The sequence below is a fragment of the uncultured Planococcus sp. genome (genome assembly GCF_947501725.1).
Classification (GTDB): Bacteria; Bacillota; Bacilli; order Bacillales_A; family Planococcaceae; genus Planococcus; species Planococcus donghaensis_C.
In genome coordinates this window covers 1-18,609 of the sequence record NZ_CANMXD010000013.1, presented here as the reverse complement: position 1 = coordinate 18,609, position 18,609 = coordinate 1, and the positions used below count along the sequence as shown (strand labels likewise).

General features: G+C 47.7%; 16 protein-coding genes. 13 read left to right on the top strand and 3 right to left on the bottom strand.

What is annotated here, in order from left to right; all coding sequences use genetic code 11:
* Window positions 1-86 precede the first annotated feature (86 nt).
* The gene (locus Q0785_RS17370) at window positions 87-494 is read left to right on the top strand and encodes a DUF4362 domain-containing protein (protein WP_298832921.1); all 408 of its coding nucleotides are present in this window, start codon (window positions 87-89) and stop codon (window positions 492-494) included.
* A 92-nt stretch (window positions 495-586) separates the two neighbouring features.
* Complete coding sequence (locus Q0785_RS17365) at window positions 587-1,528, top strand: NADP-dependent oxidoreductase (protein ID WP_298832917.1); 942 nt, start codon at window positions 587-589, stop codon at window positions 1,526-1,528.
* A 48-nt stretch (window positions 1,529-1,576) separates the two neighbouring features.
* On the opposite strand, the gene Q0785_RS17360 is transcribed toward Q0785_RS17365, so the two are convergent.
* A complete protein-coding gene (locus Q0785_RS17360; protein ID WP_298832914.1) occupies window positions 1,577-2,083 on the bottom strand; it encodes a universal stress protein in 507 nt (168 codons plus the stop codon).
* A gap of 252 nt (window positions 2,084-2,335) precedes the next feature.
* Here Q0785_RS17360 and ald point away from each other — a divergent pair, with 252 nt between their 5' ends.
* A complete protein-coding gene (gene ald, locus Q0785_RS17355) occupies window positions 2,336-3,451 on the top strand; it encodes an alanine dehydrogenase (RefSeq protein WP_298832911.1) in 1,116 nt (371 codons plus the stop codon).
* A 46-nt stretch (window positions 3,452-3,497) separates the two neighbouring features.
* Here ald and Q0785_RS17350 read toward each other — a convergent pair whose 3' ends face one another.
* On the bottom strand, window positions 3,498-4,595 hold the full coding sequence (locus Q0785_RS17350) for a Xaa-Pro peptidase family protein (protein WP_298832908.1): 1,098 nt from the start codon (window positions 4,593-4,595) through the stop codon (window positions 3,498-3,500).
* Between the two features lie 259 nt (window positions 4,596-4,854).
* On the opposite strand from Q0785_RS17350, the gene Q0785_RS17345 reads away from it, so the two are divergent.
* Together Q0785_RS17345 and Q0785_RS17340 are read left to right on the top strand one after the other, a co-directional pair.
* On the top strand, window positions 4,855-5,535 hold the full coding sequence (locus Q0785_RS17345) for a metal-dependent hydrolase (RefSeq protein ID WP_298832905.1): 681 nt from the start codon (window positions 4,855-4,857) through the stop codon (window positions 5,533-5,535).
* 880 nt (window positions 5,536-6,415) lie between these two features.
* Window positions 6,416-7,723 (top strand): DRTGG domain-containing protein, encoded by a 1,308-nt coding sequence (locus Q0785_RS17340; RefSeq protein ID WP_298832903.1) that lies wholly within the window; start codon window positions 6,416-6,418, stop codon window positions 7,721-7,723.
* Between the two features lie 105 nt (window positions 7,724-7,828).
* On the opposite strand, the gene Q0785_RS17335 is transcribed toward Q0785_RS17340, so the two are convergent.
* Window positions 7,829-8,134, bottom strand: a complete 306-nt coding sequence (locus Q0785_RS17335) for a YtpI family protein (RefSeq protein WP_298832900.1) — start codon at window positions 8,132-8,134, stop codon at window positions 7,829-7,831.
* 92 nt (window positions 8,135-8,226) lie between these two features.
* On the opposite strand from Q0785_RS17335, the gene Q0785_RS17330 reads away from it, so the two are divergent.
* The 8 genes from Q0785_RS17330 to Q0785_RS17295 all read left to right on the top strand — a co-directional run bounded on the left by Q0785_RS17330 (window position 8,227) and on the right by Q0785_RS17295 (window position 18,309).
* Window positions 8,227-9,171 carry a bifunctional oligoribonuclease/PAP phosphatase NrnA gene (locus Q0785_RS17330; RefSeq protein ID WP_298832898.1) on the top strand — a complete coding sequence of 315 codons (945 nt, stop codon included), beginning with the start codon at window positions 8,227-8,229 and terminating at the stop codon, window positions 9,169-9,171.
* Between the two features lie 12 nt (window positions 9,172-9,183).
* Complete coding sequence (dnaE, locus tag Q0785_RS17325; RefSeq protein WP_298832895.1) at window positions 9,184-12,246, top strand: DNA polymerase III subunit alpha; 3,063 nt, start codon at window positions 9,184-9,186, stop codon at window positions 12,244-12,246.
* A gap of 113 nt (window positions 12,247-12,359) precedes the next feature.
* Window positions 12,360-13,010 (top strand): GntR family transcriptional regulator, encoded by a 651-nt coding sequence (locus Q0785_RS17320; protein ID WP_223642312.1) that lies wholly within the window; start codon window positions 12,360-12,362, stop codon window positions 13,008-13,010.
* Complete coding sequence (accD, locus tag Q0785_RS17315) at window positions 12,994-13,866, top strand: acetyl-CoA carboxylase, carboxyltransferase subunit beta (protein ID WP_223642314.1); 873 nt, start codon at window positions 12,994-12,996, stop codon at window positions 13,864-13,866. The genes Q0785_RS17320 and accD overlap by 17 nt, the downstream gene beginning before the upstream one ends.
* A complete protein-coding gene (gene accA / locus Q0785_RS17310; protein WP_298832884.1) occupies window positions 13,859-14,827 on the top strand; it encodes an acetyl-CoA carboxylase carboxyl transferase subunit alpha in 969 nt (322 codons plus the stop codon). Before accD ends, accA begins: the two co-directional genes overlap by 8 nt.
* A gap of 177 nt (window positions 14,828-15,004) precedes the next feature.
* Window positions 15,005-15,964 carry a 6-phosphofructokinase gene (gene pfkA, locus Q0785_RS17305; protein ID WP_298832881.1) on the top strand — a complete coding sequence of 320 codons (960 nt, stop codon included), beginning with the start codon at window positions 15,005-15,007 and terminating at the stop codon, window positions 15,962-15,964.
* Window positions 15,965-15,986: 22 nt separating this feature from the next.
* Window positions 15,987-17,747, top strand: coding sequence for a pyruvate kinase (pyk, locus tag Q0785_RS17300; protein ID WP_223642327.1), 1,761 nt, complete (start codon window positions 15,987-15,989; stop codon window positions 17,745-17,747).
* Between the two features lie 175 nt (window positions 17,748-17,922).
* Window positions 17,923-18,309 (top strand): FxsA family protein, encoded by a 387-nt coding sequence (locus Q0785_RS17295; RefSeq protein WP_298832874.1) that lies wholly within the window; start codon window positions 17,923-17,925, stop codon window positions 18,307-18,309.
* Window positions 18,310-18,609 lie beyond the last annotated feature (300 nt).

The window sequence follows — 18,609 nt, the reverse complement described above, 5'->3', positions numbered from 1 at the left end:
AGACTGAAGAACTACGGTACCGAGCAACAGGCATCCTGTAATCTTTCTACGACAAAAGCGTCTAATCTGCAACGGGAGGTGGGGAGATGAAAAAAATCATGGCAGTACTGGTATCGATATTGCTGTTGATGGGAACTGCATGCGACCGGAAATCCTTTGATGAAGCGGACATTATCGAAAACACACATGGAGATGTGGCAAATGGGGATCGCTTATACCAGTTTTATGAAAATACGGTAAATGGCCAAGAAGATTCGGTTAGAGTGATCACCTACACAACAGAAGGCGATCCCATCTATCAGGACCTTACTTACGACGTCACTGGAATTGAGTCAGTGGAGGATGCCAGGGAAGACGAATTCGGTTCAGGAGAAGTCGTAACTAGACAATGCAATTCAATCGTCGTTTTAACTTCTGAAACGGAACTGGTTTATGTGCTGGAAGGCTGCGATCCTGAAGACGGAATGAATACCATCTTAATAGAAACGGAATAAATTGTTTTATTCTCCAGACATCTCCAGTTTTTTTGATGAGTACTATTTGGATATGAGGGTATATTTGATAATAACGGAAGGGGAGATGTCAGATGAAAGCGATAGTCATCGATAATTACGGAGGCAAGGAACAATTGAAAGAACGGGAAGTGGAAAAGCCGACCATCACTGAAAATCAGGTGCTGGTTGAAATCCACGCGACTTCCATAAACCCAATCGACTGGAAATTGCGTGAAGGCTACTTGAAAGAGATGCTGCCATGGGAATTCCCGATTATTTTAGGATGGGATGCAGCAGGAGTCATTGTTGAAGTCGGCGCCAATGTGAAGAATTTCAGTGTAGGAGATCGGGTCTTTACAAGACCAGCTACAACGCGGCAAGGAACGTATGCTGAATTTGTACCGGTTGAAGAAAACCTGCTTGCCCATATGCCGGAAAGCATGTCATATGAAGAAGGCGCAGCAATTCCACTGACTGGGTTGACTGCTTATCAATGCCTTGTTGACTTTGCGGAATTGAAAAAAGGCGACAAAGTGTTGATCCACGCCGGAGCAGGTGGAGTCGGCAGTATGGCCATTCAGATTGCCAACAGCATCGGAGCTTATGTAGCAACCACGGCGAGCGATAAAAATGATGAACTGGTGAAATCTCTGGGAGCCAACCGGGTCATCAATTACCGGGAAGAGGAATTCAGCGAATTGCTGGAGGATTTTGATGCGGTATTGGATACCATGGGTGGAGAAATTCTGGAAAAAAGTTTTAAAGTCCTGAAAAAAGGCGGGAAGTTGATTTCGATTGCCGGTCAGCCTTCTGCTGAAAAGGCCGAAGAGCATGGCGTGACGGCCAGTGATTTTTGGCTCGAGCCCAGCGGTGAACAATTGCAGCAACTGGCTAATCTATATGTGTCAGGTGAATTTAAGCCTTCAATCGGCCATGTTTTTGATTTTACCGAGCAGGGGTTGAAAGATGCCCACGAATTAAGTGAATCCCATCATGCACGTGGAAAAATCGTCATTAAAGTAAAGTCTTCCTGATATGTAAAAAAGCCTTTCACAAATGTGAAGGGCTTTTGTTTAGTTGGTTTAGAAATTTTCAGGTTTACCTGATTTGTCCTCAGAATAATATTCTGTTGGTGCATCGTTCTGAGCTTCTTCAGTACGTACTACCAACACATCACATTTTGCGGAACGGACGATGTGCTCGGAAACACTGCCGATCAAGAAACGTTCAACAGCATTCAATCCAGTAGCACCACAGATGATAAGGTCAGCTTCCACTTTTTGAGCTAAATCTCTTGAAATCATCGTTTTTGGAGAACCGTAATCGACTACGATGTTCACTTTTTCAACACCGCCGGCTATAGCTTCTTTTTTGTATTCATCCAATAAATCTTCAGCGAATTTCTGAGCGCGGTCAGCAATGGAGCGATCGTAAGCTTCGATGGCTGCAAATGAACGGGTATCGATTACATTCACCAAGTTTAATGTTGCGTTGTTCCGTTGGGCAATGCCGACTGATTTTTTGAATGCCCATTCTGCTTCTTTTGATCCATCTACTGCAACAAGAATTTGACTGTACTTTAATGTCATTCTAAATTCCTCCTTTTGTCTCTCACTGTAACCATTCGCTATAAGTTTTGAAGTTCCTGCTGAATTGAAGTTAATTTCGAGAATTTTTTGTCTAATTAATGGCGACTATTCTCCCCTCAAACTAGACAGGCAAGAGGAAGAAAGTACGAAATGAGGACAGAAACTATTCCAGTCTGTTAAAATGATAGTAATTTCAGAAAACTTCAATTCCTAGAACATGATTCCAACCAACACAAAATGGAGGGTTTCGAGATGCGAATTGGTATACCGACAGAAGTGAAAAACAACGAAAACCGGATAGCGATGACTCCAGCTGGAGTGGTCAACTTAAAGCTTTATGGACATGAGGTAATTATTCAATCGGGAGCCGGGTTGGGTTCCGGATTTACAGATGAAGATTTCAGTGCTGCAGGAGCAGTAATCGCTGAGTCCGCCGAAGAGGCGTGGGCGCAGGAAATGGTCATGAAGGTCAAAGAACCTGAAGCAGAAGAATACCGTTACTTCCGGGAAGGGCTGATCCTGTTCACCTATCTGCATTTAGCTCCTGAAAAGGAATTGACGCAGGCGCTGTTGGATGCGAAAGTGACAGGAATCGCATACGAAACTGTGCAGTTGCCTAATAATTCCTTGCCTCTCCTTACGCCGATGAGCGAAGTGGCAGGCCGGATGTCGACGCAGATCGGGGCTCAATTCCTTGAAAAGATACACGGCGGAGCAGGGGTTCTGCTTGGCGGAATTCCAGGGGTGGGACGCGGAAATGTAACCATTATCGGAGCTGGAGTGGCAGGAACCAACGCTGCAAAAGTGGCAATTGGCATGGGTGCCAATGTGACGATTCTGGATTTGAATCCGGATCGGCTGCGCCAATTGGATGACCAGTTCGGGCAGGATGTCCAGACGCTCATGTCCAATCCCTTGAATATCGCAGAATCTGTAAAGAATGCGGATCTGGTCATTGGAGCGGTTTTGATACCCGGAGCTAAAGCACCGAAGTTGGTGACGGAAGATATGATCAAATCCATGAAGCCGGGCTCTGTTGTAGTCGATATCGCGATTGACCAAGGCGGGATTTTTGAAACCAGCGACCGCATCACGACACATGATGAGCCGACATACGTGAAGCATGGGGTTGTCCATTACGCCGTAGCGAATATGCCGGGAGCGGTTCCGCGGACATCCACTATCGGTTTGACGAATGTCACTGTGCCTTATGCAGTGCAGATTGCCAATAAAGGATTTGCACAAGCAGTCCTTGACAACGAAGCTTTGAAAAAAGGAGTCAATACCTTAAGTGGCCATATCACCTATCAGGCAGTAGCCGTCGATCAGGGACTGGAATACAAATCAGTCGATGACATATTAGGCTGATAAACAAAAAAGCGGCATCGGATTTTTTCCGAGGCCGCTTTCACTGTTAATTGTTGATGATCTGAAGTTCTTTCGGAAACTTCGTCAAAACTTCATAGCCGTTCTCAGTTACCGCTACGTCATCCTCGATGCGGACGCCGACTTTGCCGGGAACATAAATGCCGGGCTCCAAGGTGAACACCATGCCTTTTTCCATCTTCATCGGGTTGGCTCCGTGGATCGACGGGAATTCATGCACGGAAATACCGAGGCCATGGCCCAGGCGATGTGTGAAGTACTCACCGTATCCTGCGTCTGCAATGACTTTGCGTGAAATCTGATCGAGTTCAGCTGCTGTGACGCCAGGCTTGACTGCTTCGAGGGCTGCCATTTCGGACTGTAAGACGATGTCGTAGACGGCTTTCTGTTCTTCGCCAGGTTCGCCGAGAGCCAATGTGCGGGTGATGTCCGAGCAATAGCCCTTATGGACAACTCCGAGGTCGAATAAAACCAAATCGCCATTCTGCAATTTGCGATCTCCGGTTTTGCCATGCGGTGAGGCAGCTTTGTCTCCTGTCAACACGGTCGTATCGAACGACATATGGGTGACGCCGCGCTTTTTCAAGGCCAATTCGATTTCCGTCATCACTTCAATTTCCGTGATGCCTTCTTTGATTGTCTTGGCCGCAACTTCAATGGCGTAATCAGCTAATGCCGCCGCTTCACGCAAAATCTCCAGTTCCGAGTCGTCCTTGATGACACGCATCGCATTGAGCTGATCATCCAACTGGACAATTTTCAGTGAGCTGAACAATGATAGGATGGCGTCGTAACGGTCCACCGTCATATGCGCTTTTTCGATTGCCATGGTGCTCAATTCAATTCCGCGGGACTGGGCGGTGTTGTATAAGATTTCCATGGAATCCTGTGTGTCTTCATGGCCGACGATTTCGCCGGTCCATCCTGCATTCTTCGCATCCGGCATTTCCATTTTCGGACAGATCAGGAACGGCTCAGCTTCAGCGAAAACCATGACACCCAACAGGCGCTCATGCGGATTGCTCTGGAAACCGCTGACGTAAAAGACGTTAAAGGGATCTGTGATGAACGCTGCATCAATCGATTGTTCCTTCAAATAATTCTGTAATTGCTTGATTTTGGTCATATGTATTCCTCCTCTACATGTGTAGCATATCAAAAATCAGGGTATAAAACAGCTATGTGAATTGAATTAGTAAGCTTCATCACTTCCAGTGGTTAAAGGAAATTGCGCTGACACAGTCATTCCATAGCGGAAGCATGTTTCTAACTGCATTCAGCCAAACTTTTGCCTGCAGTGATTTCTTCAAGCTTGCTATTATAGAGGTAGGAAGGAATAATTCATTTTCTTCATCGATCGTTAAAAAAATCATTGGAGGGATTTCATGCACATCTCGTATCACGGACATTCAATTGTAAAAATCAAAACTGGAGAACACACCATTCTAATTGATCCGTTCATCAACGGCAATGAACTGACAGATTTGAAGGTTGCCGATGAAAAGCCTACTGCCATTCTATTGACGCATGCACATAACGACCATGTCGGTGACACGGTTGAATTGGCAAAGAGCAATAATGCACAAGTAGTGGCTCCGGTCGAACTTGCCAATTATCTGGGCAGCCAGGGATTGAACGCAACCGGTATGAATCTGGGCGGTGCCCATGAATTCGATTTTGGTGTAGTGAAGTTCACAAAAGCTTTCCATAGTTCTTCCTATACGACTGAAGAAGGCGAAGTGGTATATGGCGGCATGCCAGCCGGAATCCTCTTTAAAGCGGAAGGCAAAACAATTTACCATGCCGGTGACACTGAAGTCTTTGGCGATATGCAGATCATCGGTGAACGCAATAAAATCGATGTGGCATTTGTACCGATCGGCGATTTTTTCACAATGGGACCGGAAGATGCAGCTTACGCGGTGGAATTATTGAAGCCGAAAGTGGTTGTGCCGATCCATTACAATACCTTCCCGCCGATCAAGCAGGATCCGGAGCATTTCAAATCAATGATAAAAGGTGCAGAAGTGAACATCCTGCAGCCAGGCGGCAGCATCGAAATATAAAAGGCAAAAACCCGAAGAGCCGAGGCTTTTCGGGTTTTGTGTTTTCTAGAGTGAGTTTTTATTGTGCGTCTCCACATTTCTAGTTGTCCAGTTGCGGCGATCAACCCTTCTGGTCATAAGCCGTCCCAGCTGTGCGGCAAAGAGCGCCACTTCGCTGGTTCGCCAAAACCCTCTGCTCCTGCAGCACTGCGCGCTTCGTCGCAAAGAGATGGGTCAACTTAACCTTGACCCACCTCTTGCCTGTCGGAGGCCCACAGGAAGTGGGTCAGGTAACCGTTGCGACAGGAAGTCGCGGTCTTAGGTTACCTTCCATCGGCCGTCTCCACATTTCTAATTGTCCAGTTGCGACGGGCTGTTCCTCGGGACGTAAGCCAACCCAGCTGTGCGGCAAAGAGCGCCACCTTGGTGTCTTGCCAAAACCCCTGCTCCTGCAGCACTGCGCGCTTCGTCGCAAAGAGATGGGTCAACTAACCTTGACCCATCTCTTGCCTGTCGGAGGCCCACAGGAAGTGGGTCAGGTAACCGTTGCGACAGGAAGTCGCGGTCTTAGGTTACCTTCCATCGGCCACCTCCACTTTTCGTATTGTCCAGTTGCGGTGGCCAATTCCTCGGGACATAAGTCAACTCGGCTGTGTGGCAAAGAGCGCCACTTCGCCGATTCGTCTTATGCCTGTCGGAACTGAACGGCCACCTCCACATTTCTAATTGTCCAGTTGCGACGGGCTGTTCCTCGGGACGTAAGCCACTCTGACTGTGCGGCTGAAGAAACGCCGCTTCGCCAGAGCGTCTTACGCCTGTCGGACCAGAACGCCCGTCTCCACATTTCTTGTAATTATGCTACACTATAATGTACAGGAACGTAGAAAGAATGGGTGAAATCATGGCGACTAAACATGAACAGATATTGGATTATATTGAGACTTTGGCTGTGGGCGAGAAAATTTCGGTGCGGCGTATTGCGAAAGATCTGCAGGTGAGTGAAGGTACTGCTTACCGGGCGATTAAAGAAGCGGAAACCAAACGATTGGTGTCGACGATTGAACGTGTCGGGACCATCCGGATTGAACGTAAGAAAAAAGAGAATATCGAGCGTCTGACATATGCGGAAATCGTCAATATCGTCGATGGCCAGGTATTGGGCGGCAGAGCCGGATTGCATAAATCCCTCAACAAATTCGTCATCGGGGCCATGCAGCTGGAAGATATGATGCGCTATACAGAAGCGGGCAACCTGCTGATTGTCGGCAACCGCTATAAAGCACATGAGTATGCGCTTCGCGCCGGAGCGGCTGTCTTGGTGACGGGTGGATTCGAGGCGTCCGAACAGGTCAAGAAACTGGCGGACGAATTCGAGTTGCCGGTCATTTCGACGAGCTACGATACTTTTACAGTAGCGACGATGATCAATCGTGCAATATACGATCAATTGATCAAGAAAGAGATTCTTCTGATTGAAGATATTTTAATTCCATTGGAAGTGACAGCGCATTTGAATCTGAAAGATCCGATCAGCCGCTATCATGACCTGAATGAAGAAACGACGCATGGTGGATTCCCTGTTGTCGATCAAGCCAATAAACTTGTAGGCATCATCACGTCTCGGGATGTCATTGGCCATCCTCCCACTGAGCTGGTGGAAAAGGCGATGACCAAAGATCCGATTACCGTTTCTATGCAAACAAGTGTGGCGGCGGCGGGGCACCGCATGATCTGGGAAGGCATCGATCTATTGCCGGTAGCGGATGATCACGGCAAACTGAAAGGCGTCATCAGCAGGCAGGATGTGCTGAAAGCGATACAAACCGCACAACGGCAGCCGCAACAGGGGGAAACGATTGACGATATCATCAAAAGCCAGCTTCACCAACAGGCAAGCGATAAGCTGATCCTGGAATTCCGTGTCACGCCTCAAATGACAAATGCCTATGGATCGATTTCCCATGGCGCATATACAATGATTCTGACAGAGGCGGCAGGAGCGGCCTTAAAAACAAGAAACCGGAAGGATAGTGTATTGGAAAATATTGCAATATATTTCCTTAAACCGGTTCAATTGGATGCGCTGGTATTCGTCAGGCCCAATATTTTGGATATCAGCCGGAAATCCGCAAAAGTCGAAGTGGACGTTTCCCTGGAAAACGAAATCGTTGGCAAGGCGATGCTGACTTTCCAACTATTGGATCGTTAATCTGAATCAAGCGGAATCAAATAGATAACATTAAAAAGGCAGGAGCCGGACTCGGTAAACGAGTCCAGCTCCTGCCTGAGCATTCTTATGTGTAAAGAAAGGCGTTTAAGGGTTCAAATCTGCTTCTTCTTCAAGGAATGCGTGGTAATGCCTTGCTGCTTTGTAGTTGTAGTATACCAACGCTAAGCCGAGTACGATGAAAATGGCTGAAACGATGTACGTAATTGTTGATTGGAAAACGAACAGCTGGTTGATTCCGAAAAAGGTGACAAAACTTCCTAGAGCCATGGACGCACGTGCGGCATACCATTTCTTTCGGATCGGCAAGACGCTGCGTGTCCGGAATTGCTTTGTTTTGTTATAAAAATAAATGACAAATGATACAATGATTAAAACAACGAATATTAACATAAGGACCTCCTGAATTCCAAAACTCATTATCATTGTACTGAGAACTGAGCAAAATTGCGAATGGATTTCCTTATAAATGGAGGAACTCGGAAATGAACAGTCAAATCGTCGACACAATTAAGCAATACAGCACCATCATTATTCACCGTCATGTACGGCCAGACCCGGATGCTTATGGCTCCCAGTTGGGATTGAAATATCTATTGGAACAGAATTATCCGGATAAGCGTATTTTGGGTGCCGGCGCACATGATTACACGATGGACTTTCTGGATTTTCCTGATACCGTCACAGATCAGGACTTTGAAGGAGCATTGGTGATTGTGACCGATACCGCCAATACCGAGCGAATTGACGATCAGCGTTATAAGAGAGGCGCTAAACTCATCAAAATCGACCACCATCCCAATGACGATGTCTACGGTGATATTGTATCCGTCGACACGACAGCCAGCTCCGCCTCTGAATTGATCTATGATCTCTATACATATGGCCGGGAAAACGAGGGATGGACCTTATCTGCAAAAGCGGCGCGTTTATTGTATGCAGGAATTATCGGAGACACCGGTCGTTTCCTCTTCCCAAGCACTACGCAAAAAACCTTTGCGATTGCCGGCGAACTCATCAAATATGATTTCGACCGCGATGCGCTGCATAATGGCATGTATGAAATGGACCGTAAATTATTGCATTTGCAGGGATATATGTACCAGAATTTTAAAATGGATGAAAACGGCGCAGCCCACGTCAAAATCACCAAAGATATTTTGAAGGAATTTGATGTTACCGCGACGGATACCTCTTTACTTGTGGGTTCGCTCGGCAATGTCAAAGGCATGAAAGCCTGGGTCATTTTAATAGAAGAAGATACGGAAATCCGTGTGCGTCTGCGTTCAAAAGGCCCGATCATCAATACATTGGCGAAGGAATTCGGCGGCGGGGGCCATCCGTTGGCTTCCGGTGCAACGGCTTATTCCTGGCAGGAAGCTGACCAGGTGATCGAGCGTCTCGCTGAAATCTGTGCTGCTGCAAACTAAGGAGGGAGTAGAGTGTCAATGGTTTATCCGCATATAAGCACATCGGCTGATTTGCTGAAAAGCACGGTGCGCCTTGACGAACTTTTCCCGTATTTGAAAGAGCAGGGAGCCGCTTCAGCCGCAATCGTCAACACCAAACTATATGGCATTCTTCCATTTTGGGAAGCGTGCCGCCGTGCCGGCATCCATGGGGTGATCGGCCTTTCGGCATTTATCGAGTTTGAAGAACAGCAGTATCCGGTGGTTTTGTATGCTCAGTCGAACAGCGGCTACGGGAATCTGTTGAAGATTTCCAGCGCCCTTTCGACAAGAGATAAAGAGGCGATACCGGAACAATGGCTGAAAGCCTATCGGAACGGCTTGATTTGTGTCGTCCCAAACAAACCCGAATGGCTGCTGACAGATCGCAGTCCTGTATTCCGGTACATAAGAGAGTTATTCGGTTCAGCAGCATTCGGAAGTTTAGAGCGGCCTGGTGGGATTTCATCTGAACATGAACGGGCATTTGCCGAACTTTGTGATCAGGCAGAACTGCCGATCATCGCATCGCATGAAAGCCGTTATCTGCATCAGCAGGATGCCTTTGCCTATGAAGTGGCATCCGCAATCGGTCAAGGCCTGAAGATGAATGATCCGGAAAGGAAAAAGCCTGAGCACACCCATGCGTATGTCCCAAGCCGCCAGGAGTTCGAAACCTGGTTTGCCGATCAACCGGAATGGCTGGAGCGTACGGCGGAAATGCTGAAGAGCTGCCAGGTGACGATTCCCATGGACCGCCAACTGCTTCCGGTGTTTCCGTTGCCGGCAGAAACCGATAAAGCGATTTTTATTTCAGAACTCTGCAAATCAGGGTTGGAAGAGCGGGTTCCAGGCTATTCACAAAGCTACCAGGAACGACTGGATTATGAAATGTCGGTAATCGGGACGATGGGCTTCATCGATTATTTCCTGATTGTCGCAGATTTCATGAAGTATGCGAGAGACCGGGATATTCTGACAGGTCCGGGACGTGGATCTTCTGCCAGTTCGCTGGTTGCCTACTCTTTGAAGATCACGGATGTAGACCCGATTGAACATGGACTGCTGTTTGAACGGTTCCTGAATCCGGAGCGGGTTACATTGCCGGATATCGATATTGATTTTGCCGATTACAGACGCCATGAAGTTGTGGACTATGTGGCGAAAAAATACGGCGCTGTCCGAACGGCGCAGATCATTACATTCGGCACCTTATCAGCCAAAGCCGTTGCCCGGGATACTGCCCGTGTTTTCGGCTTCGAAGCGGACGAGCTTGAAGCCATTTCGAAAATGATTCCGAACCGGCCAGGCACGACGCTGCGCTCAGCTTTAAAAGAGTCTCCGGCTTTGAACAATTGGATCATTGAGCGGGAAGAACGCAAATCCTGGTTCAAGACTGCTTTGAAATTGGAGGGCCTGCCGCGCCATGCCTCGACCCATGCAGCAGGCGTGATTTTAAGTCCGTCGCCGTTAGTGGACCATGTACCGATCGAAAAAGGCCATGAAGGCATTTATTTGACGCAATGGCCCATGCAGGAACTTGAAGCGATCGGCCTGCTGAAGATGGATTTCCTGGGGTTGCGCAATTTGACGATCCTGGAGCAGATCCGCGGCCTGGTGTATTGGGATACCAAAAAGCGCATCGACTACCGCAGCATTCCGCTCCAGGATGCAGAAACCTATAAGCTATTGGCTTTGGGTGATACGACCGGTGTTTTCCAATTGGAGTCCGACGGCATGCGCCGCGCGCTCCAGCAGATCAAACCGACTGCCTTTGGCGACATTGTGGCGGTCAATGCGCTGTTCCGGCCAGGCCCGATGGAATTCATTCCTTTATACGCAAGACGGAAACACAAACAGGAAGCTGTAAAATATATCCATCCGATTCTCGAGCCGATTTTAAGTGAAACTTACGGCGTCATCGTCTATCAGGAGCAGATCATGCACATTGCTGCGAAGATGGCCGGCTTTTCACTTGGGGAAGCCGATCTGTTGCGCCGTGCAGTCAGCAAGAAGAAACGTGAGATTTTGGACGAAGAACGGGCGCATTTCACCCGCGGAGCCAAAGCCAAAGGATTCACTGAAGCGGAGGCGTCGGAAGTCTATGATTTGATTGTCCGTTTTGCCGATTATGGCTTTCCGAAAAGCCATGCCGTCGCATACAGCCTCATTTCATATCAGTTGAGCTATATGAAGGCCCATTACCCGGTCTACTTCTATACAGGTCTTTTGACCAATAGCTCAGGCAATGCCGAAAAGACCAAACAGCTGCTGCAGGAAATAAAAGAAAAGAAAATCCCATTGCTGCCGCCTTCTGTCCAAAGGAGCCGCCATTCGTTTTCAGTGGAAGATGGCCAGATCCGGATTGGCCTGAATGCCGTGAAAGGCGTGCCAGGAACGACCGTGAAGGCTTTGATGGCTGCCCGGGAAGATGGTCCGTTCACCAGCCTGTTCAATATTGCCGAGAGGATTTCGGCTTTGCATTTTAACCGGAAATCGTTTGAACCGCTGATCAAAGCAGGAGCTCTTGATGATTTCGGTTATGACCGGGGAGTTTTATTGGCTTCGCTGGACAGTGCCATCAAGCATGCAGAACTCGTCAAGCCGAATGAAGATCCCGGATTGTTTGATGATATGGGATCGACCTTCATGAAACCGAAATACACAAAAGCAGCAGAGTTGCCTGAAAGCCTGAAACTCGATTTCGAAAAAGAGGTCTTTGGATTTTATTTGTCCAAGCACCCGATTGAACGCGAGAAAGAAGAGCGCCAAAAATCCTTCGTTGAGCTGAAACTGCTGAAGACGAAAAAGGACCGGGAATCTGTGAGGGTACTGGGTATGGTGGAAGACATTAAACGGATCCGGACGAAGAAAGGGGACGCGATGGCCTTTCTGACGTTGATGGATGAAACAGGTCCGGCTTCCATTACTTTGTTTCCAGTGGAGTATGCCAAATATAACCTTCTTCTGGAGCCGCATGCCATCCTTGAAATCCAGGGAGTAGTCGAAAATCGCAACCAAAAAACAGCTATTATCTGCAAAAATATCGAAACCTGACTGCTTTTCTAAAAGAAAAGCAGTTTTTTCTTTACGTGGCACTGTTTTTTTTGTAAGGTATAGGATATGAGTGGCCAGACCACTTTCAAAAAAATGGGAACTGAGGAACCGTCATGAATCAATCAAAACGATATTTGGATATAGTACGGGACATTCGTGATATGATTCGGCAGGAAAAAATCAAGCCGGGTGACCGGATTCCTTCTGAAAGGGAACTGGCTGAAACCATGCAAGTCGGCCGCTCAACTTTACGGGAAGCGCTGCGCAGTCTGGAGTTATTAGGGTTGATTGAAACCCGCAGAGGCGAAGGAACTTTCCTGTCTGACCACAGAAACCAAAAATTAGTTGAAGTCCTGTCAACTTTCGTTCTACAGGACAATCAGTCACATGAGGATGTTTGGGAAACGCGCCTGCTCCATGAGGTCGCGGCCATCCAGGCAATCTGCCGAAACGAAGCAGCCAGCCAAATGAAAGTTTGGGAGAGTTTGCGGCTTCGTCTTGAAGATGAAAGTTTTCTGCGGGAAGACTTTGTCCGGGAACTGATGGTATTGTCCGGCAACCGTTTATCATTGAAAATCTGGTTCTTGCTGAAGCAATACAGTGGAAATCCATACGACGGGACCGTTTCATCCGAGGAAATTGGCAGTATGAACGATATATTGGCAGCAATTGAACGACAAGACGCAGATACAGCCATTCATGGGTTCAAGGCTTGGAGTGAGTGGCTGCAAAAGGAGAGAATACGCAATGGCAATGATTCGTGATATTTTTAAACGCAATAAAGACAGTAAAGAAGCAACTATTCCTTCGAAATCTGCCAAAGATGTTCCGGAGGGATTGATGACCAAATGTCCTTCCTGCAAGGAAATCACTTTGACGAAAGAGTTGAAGAAAAACAATAAAGTCTGCCCGAAATGTGATCATCATTTCAAGATGACCGCCTATGAGCGCATAGACAGTCTGCTGGATGAGGGAAGCTTCGAGTCGATGGATGACCATTTAAAATCGGAGAATCCGCTCGGTTTTCCTGGCTATACGGAAAAAGTTCAAGCAGACAGCGAAAAAACCGGTTTGAACGAAGCTGTTTTGACGGGATCCGGTAAATTGCAGGGACAGGATATCGTTCTGGCTGTGATGGATTCCCATTTTCGGATGGGGTCAATGGGATCAGTTGTGGGGGAGAAGATTACACGTGCAATTGAGGCGGCTACTGACCGCAAATTGCCGTTCATCATTTTTACAGCAAGTGGCGGAGCACGTATGCAAGAAGGTGTCCTGTCTTTGATGCAGATGGCGAAGACCAGCGTAGCCCTCAAGCGCCATAGCAACGAAGGCCTGCTTTTCGTATCGGTCCTGACACATCCGACAACAGGTGGGGTGTCGGCAAGTTTCGCATCAGTAGGAGACATCAATATCGCTGAACCGAAAGCATTGATCGGTTTCGCAGGACGACGCGTCATTGAACAGACCGTCCGCGAGAAATTACCGGAAGACTTTCAGACAGCGGAATTCCTGCTGGCTCACGGCCAATTGGATGCCGTCGTCCATCGTGCTTCCATGCAGAAGACATTAGCGACGATTGTGCATCTCCATACGAAAGGGGCTGTTGCAAATGGCTAAGAAGAACGGAAAGAAATCGATGCCTTTTGAAGAACCGCTAATCCAGCTGAGAACAAAGATTTCAGAGCTGAAAGAATATACAGCAACTGCAGAAGTGGATTTGAATTCAGAAATCAAGTCGTTGGAAGATCGCTTCTCCAAACTTGAAGAAGAAATATACGAAAACATGAAGCCTTGGGATCGCGTACAAGTAGCCCGCCATCCGGAGCGGCCGACAACCCTCGATTACATTCCAATGATTTTCAATGATTTCATTGAATTGCACGGAGATCGCCTTTACGGGGATGACGCAGCAATCGTCAGTGGAATCGGTTCTTTCCATGGCCAGCCGGTCACGATCATCGGCCATCAGCGCGGCAAGGATACGAAAGAAAATGTCAGACGGAATTTCGGCATGCCCCATCCCGAAGGTTATCGAAAAGCATTGCGGCTAATGAAGCAGGCAGAGAAATTCAAGCGCCCGATCATTTGCCTCATCGATACAAAAGGCGCCTACCCGGGTAAAGCAGCCGAAGAGCGCGGCCAAAGCGAGGCGATTGCGCGGAATCTTGTGGAAATGGCTGGGCTGGAAGTTCCTGTCCTGTCCATCGTCATCGGAGAAGGCGGAAGCGGCGGCGCGTTGGCGCTGGGTGTCGGCAATCAGATCTTGATGCTGGAGAATTCGACATTCTCCGTCATCTCTCCTGAAGGAGCAGCTTCTATTCTATGGAAAGATTCGGCTCTTGCCCAAACAGCGGCGGAAGCAATGAAGATCACGGCTCCAGATTTGCTGGAGATGAAAATAATCGAACACATGATTCCAGAAGTTCGCGGCGGTGCCCACCATGATCCAAAAAGACAGGCTTCCATCATTTCAGAAGCGATCAGACGCTCTCTCGAGGAATTGAATGGCATGACCGGTCAGGAACTGATCGACCAGCGGTACCGGAAATTCAAATCAATCGGTGTATTCAGTGAGTGAAGGAGGACCGCCTCGGCGGTTCTTTTTGTTTTCAAAAAATAATGGAGTGGACTGAATCATTGAAACCACCCTGGTGTGTGCAACAAAATCTTAACATAGTTAGGGTCTATTCAGGACTGACAGTAGCGCTTTGGCGTGGTAAGGTAAACAGAGTAAATGGACTGCAGGAGGGGTATTATGAAGAAAATTGGAGTATTGACAAGCGGAGGGGATTCACCGGGCATGAACGCTGCTGTCCGGGCAGTTGTCCGTAAAGGGATTTTTCATGGCGTAGAAGTGGCTGGCGTTTATTCCGGGTATCAGGGATTGATCGAAGGCAATATCAAAACGCTGGAAGCAGGCGATGTCGGCGACATCATCCAGCGTGGAGGCACGAAGCTTTACTCTGCGCGATGCGAAGAATTCCGCACCAACGAAGGCCAATTAAAGGCGATTGAAAACATGAAAAGAGAAGGTCTTGAAGGACTGGTGGTCATCGGTGGAGACGGATCTTACCGCGGAGCGATGGCTTTGACGGAAAAAGGGTTTCCATGTGTCGGCGTTCCAGGAACCATCGACAACGATATTCCGGGGACTGATTACACCATCGGTTTTGATACGGCATTGAATACAGTCATCGAAGCGATCGATAAAATTCGCGACACGGCGACAAGTCATGAGCGGACATTCATTGTGGAAGTGATGGGACGGGATGCTGGCGATCTGGCATTATGGGCTGGCCTTGCCGGTGGAGCAGAAACCATTCTGATTCCGGAAGACGCCTATGATATCGATGACATAATCGACCGCCTGCAAAAAGGCCGCAACCGCGGGAAGCGCCACAGCATCATCATCGTGGCTGAAGGGGTCATGGGCGGCAACGAACTTGCCGACCTCATCAAAGAAAAAGCGGATATTGAAACGCGTGTTTCAGTACTTGGCCATATCCAGCGCGGTGGTTCCCCTACAGCGCGGGACCGTGTTCTGGGCAGCTTATTCGGTGCTCGAGCGGTGGAAGTTCTGCTTGAGGGTATCGGAGGGCGAGCTATTGGCATGAAGAATCATCAGGTGGTAGACTATGGTATGACAGAAGCATTCACTGCTGAGCACAATGCTGATATGAGTTTATATACACTATCCAAAGAACTATCAATTTAAAACGGTAAATGGAGTGAGCCTATTGAGAAAAACAAAAATTGTCTGCACAATCGGACCGGCAAGTGAATCACCGGAACTATTAGAACGCTTAATCGAAGCAGGGATGAACGTCGCCCGTTTAAACTTTTCACACGGCAATCACGAAGAACATGCTTTGCGCATCAAGCGCATCCGTGAAGCGGCAGAAAAAGCCGATAAGATTGTCGGTATCCTGCTCGATACGAAAGGTCCGGAAATCCGTACCCATCAAATGGAGAACGATTCGATTGAATTGGTGACTGGCCAGAAAATCGAAGTTTCCATGACTGAAGTATTGGGGACTGCTGAACGGTTCTCGATCACTTATGAACAATTGATCGAAGATGTCGATACGGGATCGATTATTCTATTGGATGACGGATTGATCGAATTGCGTGTTGAGAGCCTGGACAAAGAGAATGGCATTATCCACACAATCGTTGAAAACGCTGGAACACTGAAAACTAAAAAAGGCGTCAACGTACCAGGGGTTTCGGTTCAATTGCCAGGGATCACTGAAAAAGACGCACAGGATATTTTATTCGGCATTGAGCAGAACGTCGACTTTGTAGCTGCTTCATTTGTCAGAAGAAGCTCGGATGTCATGGAAATTCGGGGCTTGCTTGAAAAGAACGGCGGCTCGCATATCCAAATCATCCCGAAAATCGAAAATCAGGAAGGCGTCGACAATATTGATGAAATCATCATGGTTTCCGATGGCTTAATGGTCGCACGTGGAGATTTGGGTGTGGAAATTCCAGCGGAAGAAGTGCCATTGGTTCAAAAATCATTGATCGACAAATGCAATAGCGCCGGGAAACCGGTCATTACCGCTACACAGATGCTCGATTCCATGCAGCGCAACCCGCGTCCGACACGTGCAGAAGCAAGTGACGTCGCCAACGCGATTTTTGACGGAACTGATGCCATCATGCTGTCCGGTGAAACGGCAGCCGGCCTCTATCCAATCGAATCGGTTGAAACGATGCACCGCATCGCGGAAACCACGGAAGCTGCTTTGAACTACAAGCAGATCGTCTCGACCAGAAGAAAAGAAAAAGAATCGAATATGACAGAAGCCATTGGCCAAGCTGTCGCCTATACAGCTTTGAACTTAAAAGTTCAAGCCATCATTGCTCCGACTGAAAGCGGCACAACCGCCAAGATGATTTCCAAATATCGTCCGGGAGCACCGATAATTGCGGTGACCTCTTCAGATCGGCCAGCACGGAAGCTATCTTTAGTATGGGGCGTTCAACCAATCGTCGGAACTTCAGTGGAGTCGACGGATGAGCTGCTTGAAAAAGCGGTGGATGAAAGCTTGAAGCATGGCTATGTGAAACACGGAGACCTTGTTGTCATCACTGCTGGCGTCCCGGTTGGCCAAGCGGGTACCACCAACCTGATGAAAGTGCACGTAATCGGAGACATCCTTGCAAAAGGCCAGGGAATCGGCAAAACTGTCGCTTTCGGTGAAACGGTAGTTGTCAGAAATGCAGAAGAAGCATTGGCAGTCGATGTAGAAGGCAAAATCATCGTCACCATCGGCACAGACCGTGAGATGATGCCGGCCATCAATAAATGCGCTGGAATTATCACCGAAGAAGGCGGATTGACCAGCCATGCCGCAGTAGTCGGCTTGAGTCTCGGGATTCCAGTCATCGTCGGTGTCAAAGAAGCAACTTCACTGATCAAGAACAGCTACGATATTACGATGGATGCTGAATCAGGCATTGTTTACCATGGCCATGCCAGTGTCCTATAACCAGAAAAGCGCCTGTCCAGCTCTGACAAGGATAAGACGATCTGGCGAATCGGCGGATATTGCTGCACAGCCAGAGTGGCTTACATTCCGAAGAGCTGGGCGCTGAAGTCTGGACAATCAAGAAAGAACTGAAAGTACTACTTTCTTAAGTTATAACAGTAGGAGGCCGGTAAAAATGATGAAGTGGATTTTTCTGGCGTTAATTATTGTACCGTCTCTTGAATTGGCACTGCTGATTTGGGCAGGAGGCAAGCTCGGGTTTTTCGCTACAATGGCAATTATTGTGGCAACCGGTTTAATCGGGGCTTTTCTCGCCAAGAAGCAAGGCGTAAAAGCATTAAAAGATATTCAAGAAGGTATGAACAGTTTTCAGGCTCCTGGAGATCAATTATTGAATGCGGCATTCATTCTGGTGGGCGGTGTTTTGCTGCTGACACCTGGATTTATCTCTGATGTAGTAGGGTTCACAATGCTTTTTAGCCCGACCCAGAAGATGTATAAGCCATTCATTTATCGATTGATCCATAAAAAGATGAAAAATACCCGGGTTATCGTAGGATAATCCCGGGTTTTTCTATCATTTTTCAAAGGAAATTTAATTTCTATAAGCGTTTCCATTCACAAATTCTACAAAGTTGATTATAATGGCTAAGTAAGGAAATAAAAACCGAAGTTCATACACGCAGATGAGACATCATTCTGCATTTTTTTTTGGAATGATGAATTAGACTGAAGAAGGAGCGATTTAAATGACATCGTCAAAAGGTTTAGAAGGTGTAGTAGCAACCCAATCCGCCATCAGCTCGATCATTGATGACACACTTACATACGTCGGCTACGATATCGATGACTTGGCCGTTAA

Coding starts and splice junctions, on each gene's coding strand:
- Q0785_RS17370 (WP_298832921.1), top strand. CDS start 87: ATGAAAAAAATCATGGCAGTACTGGTATCGATATTGCTGTTGATGGGA.
- Q0785_RS17365 (WP_298832917.1), top strand. CDS start 587: ATGAAAGCGATAGTCATCGATAATTACGGAGGCAAGGAACAATTGAAA.
- Q0785_RS17360 (WP_298832914.1), bottom strand. CDS start 2,083: ATGACATTAAAGTACAGTCAAATTCTTGTTGCAGTAGATGGATCAAAA.
- ald (WP_298832911.1), top strand. CDS start 2,336: ATGCGAATTGGTATACCGACAGAAGTGAAAAACAACGAAAACCGGATA.
- Q0785_RS17350 (WP_298832908.1), bottom strand. CDS start 4,595: ATGACCAAAATCAAGCAATTACAGAATTATTTGAAGGAACAATCGATT.
- Q0785_RS17345 (WP_298832905.1), top strand. CDS start 4,855: ATGCACATCTCGTATCACGGACATTCAATTGTAAAAATCAAAACTGGA.
- Q0785_RS17340 (WP_298832903.1), top strand. CDS start 6,416: ATGGCGACTAAACATGAACAGATATTGGATTATATTGAGACTTTGGCT.
- Q0785_RS17335 (WP_298832900.1), bottom strand. CDS start 8,134: ATGTTAATATTCGTTGTTTTAATCATTGTATCATTTGTCATTTATTTT.
- Q0785_RS17330 (WP_298832898.1), top strand. CDS start 8,227: ATGAACAGTCAAATCGTCGACACAATTAAGCAATACAGCACCATCATT.
- Q0785_RS17320 (WP_223642312.1), top strand. CDS start 12,360: ATGAATCAATCAAAACGATATTTGGATATAGTACGGGACATTCGTGAT.
- accD (WP_223642314.1), top strand. CDS start 12,994: ATGGCAATGATTCGTGATATTTTTAAACGCAATAAAGACAGTAAAGAA.
- accA (WP_298832884.1), top strand. CDS start 13,859: ATGGCTAAGAAGAACGGAAAGAAATCGATGCCTTTTGAAGAACCGCTA.
- pfkA (WP_298832881.1), top strand. CDS start 15,005: ATGAAGAAAATTGGAGTATTGACAAGCGGAGGGGATTCACCGGGCATG.
- Q0785_RS17295 (WP_298832874.1), top strand. CDS start 17,923: ATGATGAAGTGGATTTTTCTGGCGTTAATTATTGTACCGTCTCTTGAA.